Raw genomic sequence first — 17,896 nt, forward strand, 5'->3', positions numbered from 1 at the left:
GAGCCGGGAGGCGAGCGGGCGGCAGAGGTTCCGAAATAAATAGTCTGCAACAAAACTATCTGCTACGGTCTCTCCTGTCGCCTCAACTGACAGGAGAGACCGCATGTCCGTCTCCGGCCCCGCGCCCTCACCCGCTTCACCCGCTTCTCCCGCCCTCCCGCGTGCACGTCGGCTTGCCTTAGGAGTCCTCGCCACCGGGATGCTGATGATCATCCTCGACGGCTCCATCGTCACCGTGGCGATGCCGGCCATTCAGGACGACCTGGGGTTCACCCCGGCCGGCCTCAGCTGGGTCGTCAACGCCTACCTCATCGCCTTCGGCAGCCTGCTTCTGCTGGCCGGCCGGCTCGGTGACCTGATCGGCCGCAGGCGCATGTTCCTGGCCGGCACCGCCGTCTTCACCGCCGCGTCGCTGCTGGCCGGCGTGGCCGCCTCGCCCGCCCTGCTGATCGCCGCCCGCTTCCTTCAGGGTGTGGGCAGCGCGATGGCCTCAGCCGTCAGCCTGGGGATTCTCGTGACGCTGTTCACCGAGCCGGGGGAGCGGGCCAGGGCCATCGGCGTCTTCAGCTTCACCGGCGCGGCCGGTGCGTCGATCGGCCAGGTCCTGGGCGGCGTACTCACCGACGCGCTCAGCTGGCACTGGATCTTCTTCATCAACCTGCCGATCGGCATCGCCGTCCTCGCCATCGCCGTCCGCGTCCTGCCCGGTGACGTCGGTCTGGGCCGCAAGGCGGGCGCGGACGTGATCGGCGCGGTTCTGGTCACCGCCGGTCTGATGCTCGGCATCTACACCGTCGTCAAGGTCGATGAGAACGGCTGGACATCGGTCCGCACCCTCGGCTTCGGCGCCCTCGCCGCCGCACTGCTCGCCGGGTTCCTCGTCCGTCAGACGACCGCGAAGAACCCCCTGATGCCGCTGCGGATCTTCCGCTCGCGCAGTGTCTCGGCCGCCAACCTGGTCCAGATCCTGATGGTCGCCGCGCTCTTCTCCTTCCAGATCCTCGTCGCCCTGTACCTCCAGAAGGTGCTCGGATACGGCGCCGCCAAGACCGGCCTCGCGATGCTCCCCGCAGCCGCCGTCATCGGTGCCGTCTCCCTCGGACTCTCCGCCCGGCTCAACGCCCGCTTCGGTGAGCGCAACGTCCTGCTGGCGGGCATCGTGCTCCTCATCGGCGTCCTCGGTCTCCTCACCCGCGTCCCCGTGCAGGCCAACTACCTCGTCGACCTCCTCCCGGTCATGCTGCTCGCGGCGGGCTTCGGCCTCGCGCTGCCCGCACTGACCACACTCGGCATGTCCGGTGCGAGCGAGGAGGACGCCGGTCTGGCGTCGGGCCTGTTCAACACCACCCAGCAGATCGGCATGGCGGTGGGCGTCGCGGTGCTGTCCACCCTGGCCGCCGCCCGCACCGAGAGCCTCGCGGCGGGCGGCAGCACGCCGGCCGAGGCACTGACCGGCGGCTACCGGCTCGCCTTCGCGGTGGGAGCGGGGCTTCTCGTCGTGTCCTTCGCCATCGCCTTCACGATGCTGCGACGCCCGGAGCGCCGGGTTGCCGAGCAGTCGGCTGCCGAGCAGTCGCCCGTCGTGCAGTCGGTCGCCGAGCAGTCACCCGTCGTGCAGTCGGCCGCCGAGCAGCCGGCCGTCGAGCAGTCGGCCGTCGAGCAGTCACCCGCCGAGCAGTCGGTCGCAGACTCGCAGCAGGCCCCCACTCACGCCGCAGCCGTCTGACCTGCGTATCCCCGAGTGACCCAGCACCAGGATCATCGGATCACGGCGGCGGGTTCGGGTTTCCGGGCCAGGAAGGTGGCCACCGTCCTTTGAGCCCCTTCTTCGGGCTCCTGCACCAGTCGCGACGTGAGGACGAGTCCGGCCTCGTTCAGCAGCTCGGCGATCCGGTCGGGCGGCAGCAGATGGGACTCGTAGGACACCGGGTGGCCGCCGTACGCCTCTGTCGGGCGCAGCCGCAGATACTCCTCGCCTCCCACGTGGCCGGCCAGCATCAGGACGCCGCCGGGGGCGAGGGTGCGGTGGAACTCGGCGTACACGGAGGGGAGTTGCTCGGGTGGCGTGTGGTGGGTGGAGTAGTAGGCCAGGATTCCGCCGAGCGAGTCGTCCGGGGTCGCGAGGGCGCTCATGGAGCCCACGGTGAAGTTCAGGTCCGGGTGGGCCCGGCGGGCCAGCTCGATCATCCTCGGGGACAGGTCGACGCCGAACGCGGAGACGCCCAGCGTGGCCAGGTGGGCGGTGACCTTGCCGGGTCCGCATCCCAGGTCGGCGACCGGACCGAGGCCCGCCGTCCGCACGGTTTCGGCGAACGCGGCCAGCATCGCGCGGGACAGCGGGTCCAACTCCGCCGGGTTCTTGACGAGTTGGGCGTAGTCGGCGGCGACGGTGTCGTACGAGTCGCGGATGGCGGTGAGGTGGGAGGGGGAGGCGGAGGGAGAGGGGTGGTGGGTCACGCGGGGACTCTAGAGGAGGGCGCTGACAGTCGGACCGCCGGTCTCCATCGCCGCTGCGCCGCTGCGCCGCCTTATCCTGGACGGCGGCCAGACCGTCCTCCGACAGCGAGGATGCGGCCGGGAGACGGGCGAGAGGCGTGGGTATGCCGGTGGCGGACCGAGCGGAAACCGATGGCGACACCTGCCAGGCGGGGTATCCCGCGCAGGCCAAGGCCGGGTATCACGCGCAGATCAAAGAAGAGAACCGGGCGCGGATCATCCGTGCCGCCCGCGACCTCTTCCTCGCCCGGGGATACGACAAGACCTCCCTCGCGCAGATCGCCAGGGAGGCCGGCGTCTCCACCGGCACCCTCTTCAAGCGGTACCCCACCAAGGCCGCCCTGTTCGCGGCCGTCACCTCCGAGCAATGGCAGCTGGACGTGGAGTACGCCGAAGCGCCCCCGCCCGGTGATCCCCGGTACGGGCTGGACCACATCGGCCGCGACTACGCCTGCCTGGTCGCCCGGCCCGGCACGGCCGCGCTGTGCCGCCTGATCATCACCGAGCTTCCCCAGATGCCGGAACTCGCCGACATCGTCGGCACCGGCTTCGCCATCGACCGCGGCCCCTTCTTCGACCGGCTCCGCGACTACCTGGAAGCCGAAGCACAGGCCGGCACACTCGACTTCCGTACGGCCGACGGACAGCCACAACCGGCATCCGCGGTGGCCGAACAGTTCCTCGGCATGATCTGCAGCCAGTTCCTGTGGCCCCAACTCGTACGCACCGACTTCATCCCGCCCAACCCCACCGACGCCGCGATCGTGGACGAAGCCGTCACCCTCATGCTCAGCCGCTACGGTCCACGCTAACCCTCTTCCCCCTTCTCCCAAGGCCTGACCCCGAGTTTCCCGGTCGTCCCGAGATCCAGGTTCGGGGTCACCGTCACCGGGGTGGCGCCGGCCTTCGCGCGGACCTGTACGTAGGGCACGTTCACCGGTGTGCCGAACTCGGTGGTGTTGCGCCAGACCAGGGCGGCGGTCGCCGATTCCCCGGGTTTGAGCGTGACGGGGCGGGGCTGCTTGTCGGGGCCGGCGCCGGTGGTGATCTCGGCGCTGCCCTTGAGGATCCTGACGCCGGTGACGGGCTTACGGGCGTCGTCCAGGAGTTCCAGCAGCGGGTAGCCGTCCACGGTGTAGTCCCGCGTACCGCAGTTGTCGAGACGCAGGCCCACTACGCGCAGGCCCATGGCCGCGTCGCCCTTGTCCGCACTCACCCGGATCCCGGAGGCGGGGCAGGTGCCCGGCGCGGCCGGTGCCTCGCTCGCGGGGACCTTGGTCACCTCGAGCACCTTCGCCTGGGTGATCCGTGGCGTCGTGGGCGGCAGCACCCCGGCCCGGATCGTGCCCCGCACGGTCTTCCCGGGGCCCACGTCCCGCACGGTCGCGGTCTGGTTGGACATGGCCCCACCGTCGGCGCTCATGAAGGTGAACACGACCGAGTAGGTCATGCTCTCGGCGCCCTTGTTGGTGACCTCGTAGTGAGCCACGACCCCCGGGTCCGAGCCCGAGCCCGAGTCCGAGCCCGAGCCCGAGCCCGAGCCGAGGCTGTCGGCCGACACGGAGTAATCGCGCGAGGGCGAGGGCGAGAGCGACGGGGACGCGGAGGGGTCGGGAAGCGTCAGCGAAGTGATCCGTACGCCGTCCTTGCCCGGGTCGTCGACCTGTACGACGGACTGCTCCCCGGCCGCGTCGGCGCCGGTGCTCCCGGTGCCCGCGTGCTCCGATCCGCAGGCCGTGAGCAGCAGAGCGGTGGCGGCGAGGGCCGGCAGGAGGGGGGTCGGTCTGCGTCTGCGCATCCAGTCATCTGATCAGGGTGTGCGCCCCGCGCGTGTGGCGGAGGCCACTCTTCCGGTCACGGGGGTGTCACAAGTTCGTTGACGGGTGGGTGAGTTGGACTCACCCACCCGCCCCCTCCCTCGCCCCCGGAACCCTCTCCCCTCAGAGCTTCACGCCCCCCGAAGCCACCCCCCGGTAGAACCACCGCTGCGTGATGACGAACAGCAGCAGCACCGGCACCACCGAGATCACCGACCCCGCCATCACCATCCGCTGGTCGTACCCGAACGACGACGTCTGCAGCCTCGCCAGACCCAGCGTCAGCGTGAAGTGTTCCTCCGAGCGCAGCACGATCAGCGGCCAGAGGAAGTCGTCCCAGGCACTGATGAACGTGTTGATGGTGACGACCAGGATCGCCCCGTACGCCGACGGGAGGTACAGATACCGGAAGCGTTTCCACTCGCCCGCGCCGTCCAGCATCGCCGCGTCCTCGATCTCGCGCGGGACCGCCAGGAACGCCGCTCGCATGATCAGTACGTTGATCGCGCCGACGAAGCCGGGCAGCCACACGCCCGCGAGGTGGTCGACGAGGCCCAGGTCCCGGATGCTCAGGAACAGCGACACCATGATGGACTCGAAGGGGAACATCATCGACGCCAGCAGCAGTACCCAGACCGCCTTCCTCCCCTTCCAGCCCGGCTTGGACAGCATGTAGCCGGCCAGCGTCGAGAAGGCGAGCTGGCTCGCGATCGACAGCAGCGCGATCATCACGCTGTTCCTGATGTACGTACCCACCGGTACCTGGTCGAAGATCTCGCGGTAGGCGCGCAGCGACGGGTGGCGGGGGAGCAGGGAGGCGTTCGAGCCGAAGACGTCCTCGCCCACACCCTTCAGCGACGCCAGCAGCTGCCACAGGAGCGGGCCGATCGTGATGGCCAGCACGAACAGCAACAGCAGGTAGCGGACGACGAGTTCACGCGGGCGGCCATAGTCACGCCAGCGGGGCCGGAGGCGATTTCGGCGGGCCGTCGCCCCAGGGGTGGTCGGGGATACGGTCGTCACGACTCGTTCTCCTTCGAGATGAGGCGCTGTGACAGGAGCGTCAGGCCCAGGGTCAGTACGAAGAGGGCGACGCTGACCGCCGCGCCGTAACCGGCGTTGCCGCTCAGCGGGTCGAGGCCGACGTCCCGGATGTAGAAGGGGAGGGTGCGGTCGGCGCCGCCGGGGCCGCCTGTCGCGCCGCCGAGCATGTAGATCTCCGTGAAGACGCGCAGCGAGCCGATGCCGGTGAGGGTGCCGACCAGCATCATCGATGTGCGTACGCCGGGCACCGTGATGTGCCAGAAGCGGCGGGCCGCGCCGGCGCCGTCCACCGAGGCCGCCTCGTGGAGTTCCTTCGGGACGTTTCCGAGGGCGGCCAGGTAGAAGATCATGTACCAGCCGAGGCCCTTCCACAGGGTCAGGCCCATCGCCGACAGCAGGATCAGCCAGCTGTCGGAGAGGAAGGGGATGGCCCCCTTGATGATGTGGGCCTTCTCCAGCCAGGTGTTGACCAGGCCCTGGTCCGCGAGCAGCCACTGCCAGCTCAGCCCGACGACCACGCTCGAGGCGAGCACCGGGGTGTAGAACGCCGAGCGGAAGAACCCGATGCCCGGCAGGTTCTTCTCCACCAGCACGGCGAGCAGCAGAGGCAGGATGACCATCAGCGGGACCACGATCACCGCGTACAGCACGCTGTTGCGGGTCGCCAGCCAGAAGTCCGAGTCCCCGAGCATGCGCGTGTAGTTGTCCAGGCCCACGAAGCCCGCCGCTCCGCCGAGCGGTTTCGCGTCGGTGAAGGAGAGGAGCAGCGTGTTCAGGAACGGGAAGACGCCGAAGGCCGCCGCTCCGACGATCGCCGGGAGCATCCACAGCCAGGGCAGCCACCAGCGGCGGTAGATGGCCGCGCCGCCCGCGTCCGGGGTCGGGCCCGGGGTGACCGCCTTCAGCGCGCGGCGCAGCCGCGACGGCGGGTGGTGCGGCGCCGGGGCGCCCGGGGCCGCCGGAGCGGTCGCGGGCGCCTCGCCGTCGGGCATCGTGCGTACGGCCGTCATCCTCAACTGCCCTGCTTCAGCAGCTCGTCGGCCTTGGACTGTGCCTCCTTGAGGGCGTCCTGGGCGCTCTTCTTGCCCTGCATGGCGAGCTGCACCTGGGCCGTGATGGCGTTCAACTCACCGGGGGACAGGGCGATTTCGTCGGCCGTGGAGGTCTTGCGGTCCTCGGCGACGATCTTGCGGGCCTCGGAGAAGGGGTCCGTGCCCTTGACCGACTGGAAGAAGGGGTCGTCCAACGAGGCTGTCGTGGACGGGAAGATGACCACGTTGGGGTCCTTCGCCCACGCCAGCTGGTTCTGGGCGTTCGTCAGGAACTGGGCGAATGACAACGCTGTCGCGGCGTTCTTGCTCGTCGCGGCCACCGAGATGTACTGCGGGGCGCCGACGGTGTGGCCGAGGTCGTCCAGCATGTACTGGGCGACGCCGGTCTTCTTGTAGACGCTCGGGTTGTTCTGCTCGATGAAGCGCAGGTAGTTCGGGTTGGTGGAGCCGTAGACCAGCTTGCCCTGCGCGTAGAGGGTGGACGCGTCCTGGTTGGAGGAGAGCGAGTCCTTCGGCATGGCGCCGGCCTTGTACATCTTGGTCATCGCCTCGACCCAGGCCACCGTCTTCGGGTCGTCGGCGAAGGTGAACGACTTGCCGTCGTCGGACAGCACCTTGACGCCCATCTGCTGCCAGTCCGCCGGGATGCGCCAGATCGGGTTGGCGACCGTCGCGTAGTACTTGCCGTCGGACACCTTGGCGATCTTCAGGGCGTCGTCGAACATGCCGAGGATGGTCGTGGCCGGCTTGGCCGGGTCCAGGCCCGCCTTCTTCATCAGGTCGACGTTGAAGGTCTGGGCTATACCGCCGGAGTACCAGGGGTACGCGCTGTGCGTCTTCGCCCCCGAGGCGTCGGTGAACATGCTGGACTTCCACACCGGGGCGCCGAACGGCTCGCCCGAGCCCGGTGCCTTCTTGTCGAGGTCGAGGAGGTAGCCGGCCTTGGTGAGGGCGATCGCCGTGTTGACGTTCAGGTTCACGACGTCGGGCAGTGTGCAGGCCTGCGCGTCGGCGACCAGACGCTGGGTGAACTGGCTGTCACCCGGGTCGTCGATCCACTTGACGCTCGTACCCGGGTGGGCCTTCTCGAAGGCCGCGATGACCCCGTTGAAGTACTTCCCGAAGTCTTTCTTCAGGTTGGTCGTCTGGAACGTGATCTTGCCCTTGACGTCGCCGGTGAGCTTCCCGGAGCCGACGTTGCCCTTGTCGACCGAGCAGCCGCCGGCGGTGGCGCCGCCGTTGTCGTCGGAGCCTCCGGAGAGGCCGCAGCCGGCGGCGGTCAACGTCAGTACGACGAGAGCGGACAGGGATCCGGTCAGTCTTCTTGCGCGCATGCTGCTGCCCTCCTGGATGGTGAGTGCTGGTTCAATTCACCAATCTTGACTCCGAGTGATGAAAATGTGGACCAGAATTCATCGGAGGTCAATGGGGTGCCGTGTTGCGTTTAGGTTCCGGGGGCCGAGGAGGGCTGTGTTTTGGCCGCGGGTGGGTGGGGGCTGGTCGCGCAGTTCCCCGCGCCCCTGTCGCGGGGCGCGTGACCGCGGCCCCCCGACATCCCGCGCCGGTAGGCGTTCCTGTTGCTCAGCGGGTGCGGCGGGAACGTACCGCGTGCTCCCTGGCGATGTGGTCGGTGAGGGCGAGCGAGGCGCTGGCGCGCTGGTAGGAGAGCTGGGCGACCCGGACGTACAGCAGGTCGATCAGGACGAGCACCGAGTGGCGGGCGCCGATGCTCTCCGTGCGGAAGCTGGTCTCCGAGGAGGAGGAGATGAGCCGTACGTCGGCGGCGCGGGCCAGCGGGGACTTCGGGTCGGCGGTGATGGCGACGGTGGTCGCGCCGCGCTGCTTGGCCAGCTCGAAGGGCTCGATGGTCTCGCGGGTGGAGCCGGAGTGCGAGATGCCGATGGCGACGTCGGCGGGGGTGAGGAGGGCGGCGGAGGTGAGGGCGCCGTGCACCTCGGTCCAGCCCCGCACCGCGCACCCGATGCGGAAGAGCCGCGTCTCGGTCTCCTGGGCGACCGCGCCGCTGCCCCCGACGCCGTACACGTCGATGCGCCGGGCGCGGGCGGCGGCCTGGCCGGCGCGCTCCATGGAGTCGAGGTCGATACGGTCGATGGTCTGCTGGATGGCCCGCAGATCGGCGCTGCCGACGACCTGGACGACCCGCTCCAGGCTGTCGTCGGGTGAGATGTCCGGCCCGATCTCGGCGGTGCCCCAGTCGGAGACCTCGCCGCGACCGCGTTCCTGGGCCAGCTCGATGAGCAGATGCTGGTAGGAGTCGAGGCCGATGGCACGGCAGAACCGGGTGACGGTGGCCTGGGAGGTCCCGGTACGGCGGCCCAGCTCGGCGGCCGAGCAGTGGGTGACGGCGGCGGGATCCTCGAGGATCAGCTCACCGACCTTCCGCAGGGAGCCGGCGAGGCGCGGCAGCTCCGTACGGATGAGGGTGGTGACGTCGGTCGGGGGCATCACGGTTACCCGGTCTCCTCGGCGCTGAGCTGCTGTACTGAAGGGTAAACAAGAATGTACCAGCCACCGTCTGAGGGTCAGTTTGAATTCCAGGACCAGGACCGGGTCCACGGGCTGCGGGAGTGCCTGGCCACGTTGCCCGCAGCCCCTCCCCTGTGATTTATTGATTCACCGATAGAGGTAGAGTGGGTGGTTCAATCCACCGGTGGGGAGTGTCGAGTGTCCGTCGAGTCCGCCGTCAGCGCCCAGGGCTTCGCGCGCGAGAGCCGGGCCGTCCTCGACCGCATCGCCGGGTCGGAGCCGGTCCAGGAGGCCGTGACCCGCGCCGCCGCCCTGCTCGCGGACTGCATCCGCGCGGACGGCGTCATCCAGGCCTTCGGTACGGGCCACTCCCAGGCCCTCGTCCTGGAACTGGCCGGCCGGGCCGGCGGCCTCGTCCCCACCAACCGGCTGAGCATGGCCGACCTCGTCCTCTACGGCGGCGCCGACCCCGGCACCCTCGACGACCCCCTCCTGGAACGCGAACCGGGCATCGCCGAGCGCCTGTACGAGCTCGCCGCGCCGCACCCCGCCGACCTGTTCGTGATCATCTCCAACTCGGGCGTCAACAACGTCATCGTCGAGATGGCCCTGCACGCGAAGGAACGCGGCCACAGAATCCTCGCGATCACCTCCCTCACCCACACCCGCACGGTCCCGGCGGGCCACTCCAGCGGCAAGAAGCTGGCGGACATCGCGGACGTGGTCCTGGACAACGAGGCACCCACGGGAGACGCGCTCCTCGAACTCCCGGGCGGCGGCGCGGTGTGCGCCCTGTCGACCCTGACCGGCGTGCTCCTGGTGCAGATGACGGTCGCGGAGACGGCGGCGACGCTGATCGCGGCGGGCGAGCGTCCGCCGGTGTACGTGTCGGCGAACGTACCCGGGGGATTCGAGGGAAACCTGCTGCTGGAGCGGCGGTACGAGGGCCGTCTCCGGCGCCCGGCGAGCTGACCGGGCCGCATGACCTGAGTGGACTTTCGCAGACGCGCGACGACGGCCCGCCGGAAGAACCGGCGGGCCGTCGTCATCTCACTCGCGGACCCCTACTGACGAGCCCTGTTCCTGAGCGCCCTCAGGACCAGCCAGGCCAGCAGCACCTGGACGATGCCGGCGATCGCGTACACGGACGGCGCGTACGAGTCCGGGCCGGGGCTGTAGTCGTCGAACCCGAAGGCGACCCCGATCAGCAGGAACGCGATGGTCGTCAGGAAGCCCGACGGGAACGTGATGACGGACACGGCGACCGCAGCGGCGTCGACACCCCGGTCCACGCTCAGATAGTCGAGCCCGAACACCACCACCAGATAGGCCAGGGCGATGAGCAGCCCGGTCCGGTTGGACGGGAGAGATTTCATGGTTCCTTCTTCGGTGGCAGCCATCACGCGTCGCCCATGACGTTGATGTAGTGGGTCAGGTCCTTGAGGTTGCTCACCAGTTTCGACCACGTGCTCTTGGCCTTCTTCACGTAGTTGCTCTTACCGATGAACCACGCGTCGGCGCCGGGCGGAACGTTTCCGTGGATCGTGATCCGCATCTGCCCGCTCTTCAGGTGGGTGAAGTAGAAGGAGATGAACCCCGGATAGTCCGGGTGTCCCCAACGGGTGTTGAAACGCCAGCCGTTGGACGAGATGCTCTTCACCACGATCGGGAACGCGATCTTGACACCGGCGATCTTCACCCAGAGATCCATCTTCTGGCCGACGTGGCTGAGCTTGCTCGCGTGCCCGCCGATCGGGAAGACCCAGTTGAAGTTGTCGCGGAACTTCTTCATGTACCGCTTCGCGGACATGTGCGGGTTGCCGACGTTGTACTTCAGCCAGTAGTCGAACGTGCCGGCCGTGTCGGTGCAGTTGACCGGGTCGCCCGAGCAGTAGCCGTAGGCGTTGTCGCCGCCGCCGGCCACCGGGTCGTTCTGGAGGAACGTGCCCGTCGCCGGGTCGTAGCCGCGCGCGCCCATCAGCAGCAGGCCGCCCGGGGTGTCCCCGGCGCGCACCGCCGTGCCCAGCCAGCCGTAGCGGACCGTGGCCGTGGCCGGGTCCTTGACGCCGTACTCGTCGAAGCGCTGCACGACCGGCTGCGCCCCGGCGGCCGACGGCAGCTGGACGCTGACGTCGCCGTGCAGGTTGGACAGCTGCAGGACGACGCTGCCACTCGCGCCGGTGACGGCGCTCAGTCCGCCGGTCAGGTCACCGACGTTGCGGCTGACCGTGGTCGACGTACCGGCCGTGGCACTGCTCCAGGCGGGGGTGTCCGCGCCGGAGCGGTAGTGGCTGGTCGTCGTGGAGGTGGTGCTCCACGTGCCGTCCGTGGCCTTGGTCTCGGCGGTGACGGTCGCCTGGCGGTTCGCCGCGTCGAGGCCGAAGGTCTGCCGGGCGCTGTCCTTGGTGATCTGACGGATCTGCTCACCGGTGTAGTAGCCGACGGCGGTTCCGTCCGTGCCGGTGGTGCGGCGCCCGAAGGCGTCGTACACGGCCTTGCTCGTGGTGCCCGCGCGGGTGGCCGTGACCAGCCGGTCCGCGCTGTCGTAGGTGTAGTCGGTCCGGTCCGTGGTGGTGGTCGTGGCGGTGGCGCCGCAGGCCGCGTCGGCGGCGGTGGCCGTCAGCGCGGTGCGGTTGCTGCGGCTGTCGCCGAACGTGTACACGCGGGTCGCGCACGCTGCGCCGGTGTCGGTCTGCGCGGACGTCAGATGCCCCTCGTTGTCGTAGCCGTACCGGCTGACGACCGTGGAACCGTCGGTCTGCGCGTGCTCGGCCAGCCGGCCGGAGACGGTGTAGTCCCCGTGATCGGCGAGGATCGTGACGTTGTTCGCGTCGGTGTACTCGCGCGCGGTCTCACGGCCACTGGGGTCGTAGTCGATCGCGAGCTTGACGCCGCCCGGCAGGGTCTCCTTGACGAGCTGTCCGTCACCGTCGTACGTGCCGCCGAACGTGCCCGCGACCGAGTCGGTGACCGAGGTCGGCAGCCCGCGCGGCTCGGCGGTGGTGTCGTAGGCGTACGTCGTGGTGGACGGCGCCGAGTCGGAGATCTGGACCGCCCGGTTCTGGGCGTCGTACGTGGTCCTCGTCGTGTTGCCGGCTCCGTCCTCGTAGGAGATCTCGCGGCCGAGGCGGTCCAGCGTCGAGGTGATCGTCTTTCCGCCCGAGGTGACCTTGGTCTCCAGACCGGAGTCGTTGTACGACATCGTGGTGGCGGGCAGGGCGGTGCCCGTGCCGCCGGTCACGGTCGTCGACAGGGGACGGCCCGCGGTGTCGTAGCCGGACGTCGTGGTGCGGGTGACGCCGTTGGCGGTCTCCGTGACCGTCGCGGCCTGGCCCCAGCGCCCGTAGGTGAACGACTTCGTCACCAGCTGGGCGGGGTTGTCACCGCTGCCGGTGACCGCGCCGCCGGGCGTGATCGTGCAGACCAGACCCGCCCACTCGGGGTGCCCGGCGCAGTCGCCGGTGGTCGCCCAGTAGGCCGCGGTCGTCGTGCCCGCACTGCCGTCGGCCGAGCCGGGCAGCGTGGTCTGCACCTGGCGGCCCGCCGAGTCGTAGGAGGCGCTGGTGGTGACCGCCTCGCCGCTAGGGTCGCGGATCTCCTTGGTGGCCAGGCCCGTCGTCCAGTCGAGGACCGTACGCACGGTCTCGGTGTCGGCGTCGGCCGGATAGCCGTCGATCAGCGCGCCGCTGGTCTCGGTGGTGAGCTGGTCGGCGATGGGCGAGCCCGCCGGGCGGCCCTCGTCGTAGCTGAGCACGGAGTGCTGGCGGGCCAGCACCTCGGTGCCGGCCGGCAGGTCGGTGCCTCCGGCGGGCGCGGTCACCTTGTTCTGCAGGGTGACGGTGTGCAGCGGGCCGCTGTTCTCCCGCTCCAGGGACGTGCCGCCGGCACTGTCCGTGTACACGCTGGTGTCGGAGAGCAGCAGGGCGGCCTGGGCGGTGCCCTCCGCCGTGGTCGAGGCCTCGGCGCGGACCTTGTCCAGCTCCGCCGCGAGCCGCGGGTCGCCGCTCGTGGTGGTGCCCAGGGCGATCTCGCGGTTGGCCGCGCTCAGATCGCGGATCTGGTTGCCGTCCTCGTCGTACTCACTGGTGGAGATGTGCCCGCCGGGCTCGGCGATGTTGACCGTGTTGAGGTCGTCGTCGAGGTAGGTGATCGTGGCACGCCGGTAGTCACCGGAGGCCAGGCTCGCGCCCGTGTTCGAGGCCGGTACCTGGTCGGGCGGGAAGACCGCGGTGGCACCGGTGGGCAGGTCGCTCTGGCCCCAGGCCGCCACGGAGACGGAGTCCAGCTTGTACGGCGCGGCGGTGCCGGACACCGGTACGCCGTAGACCACCGAGGTCGTGGCGGTGCCGTTGGTGGTGTCGGCGGAACCGGGCGCCAGCGTCGGGCGGGACACCTTGAGCAGCTTGCCGGCGGGCCCGTTGGCGTCGTTGCCCGCGCTGTAGGTGAACGTCCAGGGCAGTTCGCCCGCGGGCGTGTACGTGGCCACCCGCTTGGCGCTGTCGTAGGTGTACGTCTCCTTCTGGACGGCGGTGACCCGGGGGTCCCAGGCCTCGCGCAGCAGACCGTTGGTGTCGTAGGCGTAGGTGCCGACGACGGTGGCGGTGGCGGCCGAGGCGCCCGGGTCGGTGACCCACACCTTCAGCTGCTTGACCTGGTCCTTGAAGTCACCGAGGGCGGTGGCGGTGGCGGTGGTGGAGGTCGCGTACACGAACTCCAGCACCCGGCAGCCGGCCGTGCTCGGGGTGGCCGCGCAGACGGTGTTGTTCGGGTCGACCGCCTTGTTCGGCGAGACGACGTAGCGGGGGCGGGCCAGGGTGCGGGTGCCGACGGGGAAGGGTTCCGAGACCACGGTGGTGGTCGAGTCGTCGGTCAGTTCCTGGCTGGTGCGCAGCGCCCAGGTGGTGGCGCCGGTCGCGGTCCGCTTGAAGGTGGAGACGGTTCCGCTCGCCGTGCTCTTGAGCGTGAACGTGTCCCCGGCCGTGGTGTCGCTCAGGACGCCGGTCAGCGTCAGCTGCTGGGCGCCGGGCTCCGGCGTCCAGCTGTTGTCACCGGCGAGGGTGAACGCGACCGAGCTGCCGTCCGCGTTCAGCAGGGACACGGAGGTGCCGGAGGTCTTGGTCAGGCTGGTGTAGGAGACCCCGGTGGTGGCCGTCACGGACGACACCCAGCCCGGCCCGAACACGGGCGCCTGGCCCGAGGCGTCGGCGTCGACGGCACGCGAGGAGAAGGTACGGGACGCGGCGGCGTCGAACACCGAGGCGTCGTCGGCCGTCAGGGAGAAGTCGCCGGTCAGGAGGTTGACGCTGCCGGGGCCGATGTTCTGCTGCGGCGCCGAGCCGGCGTTCTGGTCGAGGGTGACGGTGACGGGCGCGCTGGAGGCGCTGGAACCGCCGCTGTCGGTGAAGACGGCCCGCAGCTGCACGGACCCGTCACCCTCGGCGGCGAGGGTGTCGTCCATGTGCCAGACCAGCGGCACGGACGCCCCGCCGGTGACCGCGACGGGCCAGGAGGCCACGGCGGCCGAGCCGTTGGAGACATGGGCGACCGGAATCGGGTGCCAGGAGTCGGCGGAACCGCGCCGGTACTGCCAGCTCGCGCCGGTGAAGGAGGGGCTCCCGGTGGCGGTCAGATCGACGTCCGACACGGTCCAGGCACCGTCACGGGGAGAGGTCACACCGAGCGCCCCGTCCCCGACCCCGAAGGAGTAGGCGGTGGTGGCGGCGGAGAGGTTCCCGCCGGAGTCCACGGTCCGCGCCCGCAGCACGTGCGGCCCGTTCGCGGGCGAGATGGTGACGGTCTGGGCGTCACCGCCGGTGCCGTTGGTGGTGTCGAGCGCGCGCAGTCCGAGCACGGTCGAGTCGAGGCTCCACTGGTACCCGGCGCCGTCGGTGCTGGAGGTGTCGATGGTGCACGGCACCCCGCCGGCCGCCTTCGGCGTCCATACCCCGGCCGGGTACGCGGCGCAGGAGATCACGGGGGCGACGGGCAGCGCGGTGTTCAGCACGAACGGGTTGTACGAGGACCAGGTCCCGTAGTCCGTCCCGTCGTACCCGCGCACCCTGAACCGCAGGTGCTTGCCGGCCGGCAGTACGGAGGCCGCGGGCACGGTGAGGGTGGCGACAGCACCGGAGGAAACGTTTCCGCTGGTGCCGGTGTACGTATAGGTCGTGTCGGCGTAGTCGGGATCAGGGGTGATCTCGAACTGCCCCTTGACGCTCGACCCGTCCGCGTCGGAGACCTTCGCGGAGAGGGTCGGCGTGAGCGAGGTGACGTACCGCTTGCCGTTGTACGCGTTCAGCGCGGAGGGCGCGACGGCGGCGGAGGCGGTGGTGGCGTACGAGTTGTAGGTCACCGTCAGATGCGGCTCGGTGGAACCGTCCCCGGAGACGTAGTTGGCGGAGCGGAAGCGCCGCCAGGTGAGGGAGTCGGTCTCGTCGACGCTCGCGATCCGCAGCCCGTTGTTGGCGGAACCGTCCGCCCACGCCTGCACGATGGCGTCGATGTCGAAGTTCATCGTGCCGGCCGGGCAGGACGTGTTGTACCCGAGCGCGGCCTTGTTGACGACGGCACCGGTCGCAGTGGTGGCGGGCTGGACCCCCCACGTGATGTCGGACGCCGACCAGGTCCCGGTGATCCGCCGCACCTCGGTGCCCGCGCCGGTGGTGGCGCAGGTCGAGGCGTAGTACGAGTACAGGGCGAGGTTGGTGTCGGTGATGTGCTTGCCCTTGAAGGCGGCGACATCGAACTTCAGGTACGAACGCGCCTTCGTCGTCCCCGCGTCGTATGTACCCGACTTCAGCTCGTCCGAGGAGACCTGCGAGTCGGTGTAGTTGGTGGCGACCCAGGTGTCGGCGGTGGCCGCGAGGGTGGAGGTCGGGTCGACGGTGACGGGGTAGGTCAGCTTGTTGTCGCTGAAGTAGTCCGCGTCGGGCGTCAGTACGAGGGTCTGCGTCCCGTCGGCGGCGGTCTCCACCTCGGTGTCGACCCTGGCCTGGTGCTTCGACTCCCCGGACCGGCGGTCCTTGGACGAGTCCCACATCATCGGCGCGGGTGCCTCGGCAACCAGGCTGCCGGTGCCGTCCTTGAGCAGCAGATGCCCGGAGGCCGCCTCGGACACCTCAAGTCCCTTGAGCCGCAAGGGAATCCGCAGCGTCAACGGCTGCTCGGGCGCCTTGTCGAGGAGCAGGTTCTGGCTGAACCCCTGGGAGAGAGCGGTGACGGTCAGGGTCTGCCCGCCACCGAGGTCGTACGAGGCGGTGTCGTCGTCCACGGAGGGCGTGGGCAGCTTGGACTCCCAGCCCATCCCGAAGGACTTCGCACCCTTCGTCACCGAGGCCAGCGCGGTGTCACCACCGTCGGAGACGGCGATGTCGGCGGCGGCAACCTCGGGTTCCAGGGCGGCCCCGGCGTCGGACAGCGAGGTGTCCACGTCCTGCCACTTGCCCCCGACCCGCTGCCGGACGGGCGCCGCGTACGTCGACGTCTGCAACTGCCCGTTCGGCAGCGCCCACGTCGTCGACGAGGCCGACCGCTCCGACAGCACCTCGATCCGCCGGTGCTGGAGCCGGGCCATCAGCAGCGCGGCGGGCAGGGTGTCGGCTTCGGGCCGCCCTTGCGGGACACGTCCCGTACGCCCGCCCTTGTTGCCCTGATCGGCTTGTGCGGTGAGGGATGTCCCCCCTGCCGCGAAGGCGGTGCCGGTGCCGGCCGACATCAACGCCGCTTCGGCGGCCAGTGCCACCGCGATTCCCAGGGCGACACGTCTCAGCGTGCGCTCGGCCGGGCGTCCCCCCAGCGGCGATGTGCTCCGCCGCGTCTTGCTCACACTCACGTGCTCTCTCTCCCACCCGATCATTGACCTTTGCCGGAACTCCACAGTTGGCAAAGGTTCTCCATCACACAGGAAAGGATCAGTACGAACAATCAAGGATTTGCAATGTTGTGTGATCGTGATCGGCGTGAAGAGAGTGGTCTTGACTTGCTGTTTTCGGTGATATGGAAGGGGCGCGTCGAACCTCAAATGTCGCTACAGCAAACGGAGTTGGGATTCTCCCGAAAAGGGGTTGCCGAGCGACCGCCGCCCAGGAAACGATCCATGACCGTGACACCCCCCACTGACGAAGCCTTTCCCGCGACCCGCCCGCTCGCCCTGGTCACCGGAGTGGGCCGTACGGTCGGTATCGGTGCCGGGATCGCCGACCGTCTGGCGGCGTCGGGCTGGGACATCGCCTTCACCTACTGGAGCCCGTACGACGCCCGTATGTCCTGGGGCGCCGAGCCGGGCGCGACCGAGGCGATCACCCGGTCCCTGGCCGCGCGGGGCGCCGCGAGCACGGCGATCGAGGCGGACCTCGCCGACCCGGACACTCCGGCGCGCGTCTTCGACGAGGTCGAGCGCAGGATGGGCGGCGACGCGCGGGCCACCGGTGTCTCCGCCCTGGTGATGTGCCACTGCGAGTCGGTCGACTCGGGCCTGTTCGACACGACCCTGGAGAGCTTCGACCGCCACTTCGCCGTCAACGCACGCGCGACCTGGCTGCTGATCAGGGAGTTCGGCCGCCGCTTCGCAGCGCCGCCGGGAACCGGCCGGATCATCGGCCTCACCAGCGACCACACGGTGGGCAACCTGCCGTACGGGGCGAGCAAGGGGGCGCTGGACCGCATCACCTTGGCGGCGGCCCGCGAACTCGCCCACCTCGGGGTGACGGCGAACGTCGTCAACCCCGGCCCGGTGGACACCGGTTGGATGTCACAGGAGGCGAAGGAGAACATCGCCCGCCACACCCCCCTGGGCCGCCTGGGCACCCCGCGGGACACGGCACACCTCGTCGACTTCCTGTGCTCGGGGGAGGGGCAGTGGGTCAACGGGCAGTTGCTGATGAGCAATGGGGGGCTCGCGTGACGGACGACCATGTCCGGCGCAGGGGCGGCGGCCCGGCTGCTGGAGACGCGGCACGTCGCGCGCGTTCGCCCGCTCGGACGCCGACTTGCCCCTGACGC

The 17,896-nt window shown here is 69.8% G+C and carries 12 protein-coding genes; 4 read left to right on the forward strand and 8 right to left on the reverse strand.

Going from position 1 to position 17,896, the window contains the following annotated elements:
• Positions 1–103: 103 nt before the first annotated feature.
• Positions 104–1,726 carry an MFS transporter gene (locus tag ABZ855_RS02155; RefSeq protein WP_360799489.1) on the forward strand — a complete coding sequence of 541 codons (1,623 nt, stop codon included), beginning with the start codon at positions 104–106 and terminating at the stop codon, positions 1,724–1,726.
• 32 nt (positions 1,727–1,758) lie between these two features.
• Here ABZ855_RS02155 and ABZ855_RS02160 read toward each other — a convergent pair whose 3' ends face one another.
• A complete protein-coding gene (locus ABZ855_RS02160) occupies positions 1,759–2,457 on the reverse strand; it encodes a class I SAM-dependent methyltransferase (RefSeq protein WP_360799492.1) in 699 nt (232 codons plus the stop codon).
• A gap of 143 nt (positions 2,458–2,600) precedes the next feature.
• On the opposite strand from ABZ855_RS02160, the gene ABZ855_RS02165 reads away from it, so the two are divergent.
• Complete coding sequence (locus ABZ855_RS02165; RefSeq protein WP_360799495.1) at positions 2,601–3,308, forward strand: TetR/AcrR family transcriptional regulator; 708 nt, start codon at positions 2,601–2,603, stop codon at positions 3,306–3,308.
• Here the strand turns inward: ABZ855_RS02165 and ABZ855_RS02170 are convergent.
• The 5 genes from ABZ855_RS02170 to ABZ855_RS02190 form a co-directional block, all read right to left on the reverse strand.
• Positions 3,305–4,294, reverse strand: a complete 990-nt coding sequence (locus ABZ855_RS02170) for a DUF4232 domain-containing protein (protein WP_360799498.1) — start codon at positions 4,292–4,294, stop codon at positions 3,305–3,307. The two genes, ABZ855_RS02165 and ABZ855_RS02170, sit on opposite strands and share 4 nt — an antisense overlap.
• 142 nt (positions 4,295–4,436) lie before the next feature.
• Positions 4,437–5,336 (reverse strand): carbohydrate ABC transporter permease, encoded by a 900-nt coding sequence (locus tag ABZ855_RS02175; protein ID WP_360799501.1) that lies wholly within the window; start codon positions 5,334–5,336, stop codon positions 4,437–4,439.
• Positions 5,333–6,367, reverse strand: coding sequence for a sugar ABC transporter permease (locus ABZ855_RS02180; RefSeq protein ID WP_360799504.1), 1,035 nt, complete (start codon positions 6,365–6,367; stop codon positions 5,333–5,335). Before ABZ855_RS02180 ends, ABZ855_RS02175 begins: the two co-directional genes overlap by 4 nt.
• A 2-nt stretch (positions 6,368–6,369) precedes the next feature.
• Entirely contained in the window at positions 6,370–7,743 is a 1,374-nt protein-coding gene (locus tag ABZ855_RS02185; protein ID WP_360799507.1) for an extracellular solute-binding protein, read from the reverse strand.
• A 247-nt stretch (positions 7,744–7,990) separates the two neighbouring features.
• Complete coding sequence (locus ABZ855_RS02190) at positions 7,991–8,875, reverse strand: MurR/RpiR family transcriptional regulator (RefSeq protein ID WP_319212138.1); 885 nt, start codon at positions 8,873–8,875, stop codon at positions 7,991–7,993.
• A 219-nt stretch (positions 8,876–9,094) separates the two neighbouring features.
• On the opposite strand from ABZ855_RS02190, the gene ABZ855_RS02195 reads away from it, so the two are divergent.
• Positions 9,095–9,868, forward strand: a complete 774-nt coding sequence (locus ABZ855_RS02195; protein WP_360799510.1) for an SIS domain-containing protein — start codon at positions 9,095–9,097, stop codon at positions 9,866–9,868.
• Positions 9,869–9,960: 92 nt separating this feature from the next.
• Here the strand turns inward: ABZ855_RS02195 and ABZ855_RS02200 are convergent, their stop codons facing one another.
• Positions 9,961–10,272: a hypothetical protein gene (locus ABZ855_RS02200; RefSeq protein ID WP_360799513.1), complete on the reverse strand. Its 312-nt coding sequence runs from the start codon at positions 10,270–10,272 to the stop codon at positions 9,961–9,963.
• A 23-nt stretch (positions 10,273–10,295) separates the two neighbouring features.
• Complete coding sequence (locus ABZ855_RS02205; protein WP_360799516.1) at positions 10,296–16,727, reverse strand: DNRLRE domain-containing protein; 6,432 nt, start codon at positions 16,725–16,727, stop codon at positions 10,296–10,298.
• Between the two features lie 264 nt (positions 16,728–16,991).
• Between ABZ855_RS02205 and ABZ855_RS02210 the strand changes: the two genes are divergently transcribed.
• Positions 16,992–17,798: an SDR family oxidoreductase gene (locus tag ABZ855_RS02210; RefSeq protein ID WP_360799519.1), complete on the forward strand. Its 807-nt coding sequence runs from the start codon at positions 16,992–16,994 to the stop codon at positions 17,796–17,798.
• Positions 17,799–17,896 lie beyond the last annotated feature (98 nt).

The organism is Streptomyces sp. NPDC047042, from assembly GCF_040644035.1.
In the GTDB taxonomy this organism is placed as follows: domain Bacteria; phylum Actinomycetota; class Actinomycetes; order Streptomycetales; family Streptomycetaceae; genus Streptomyces.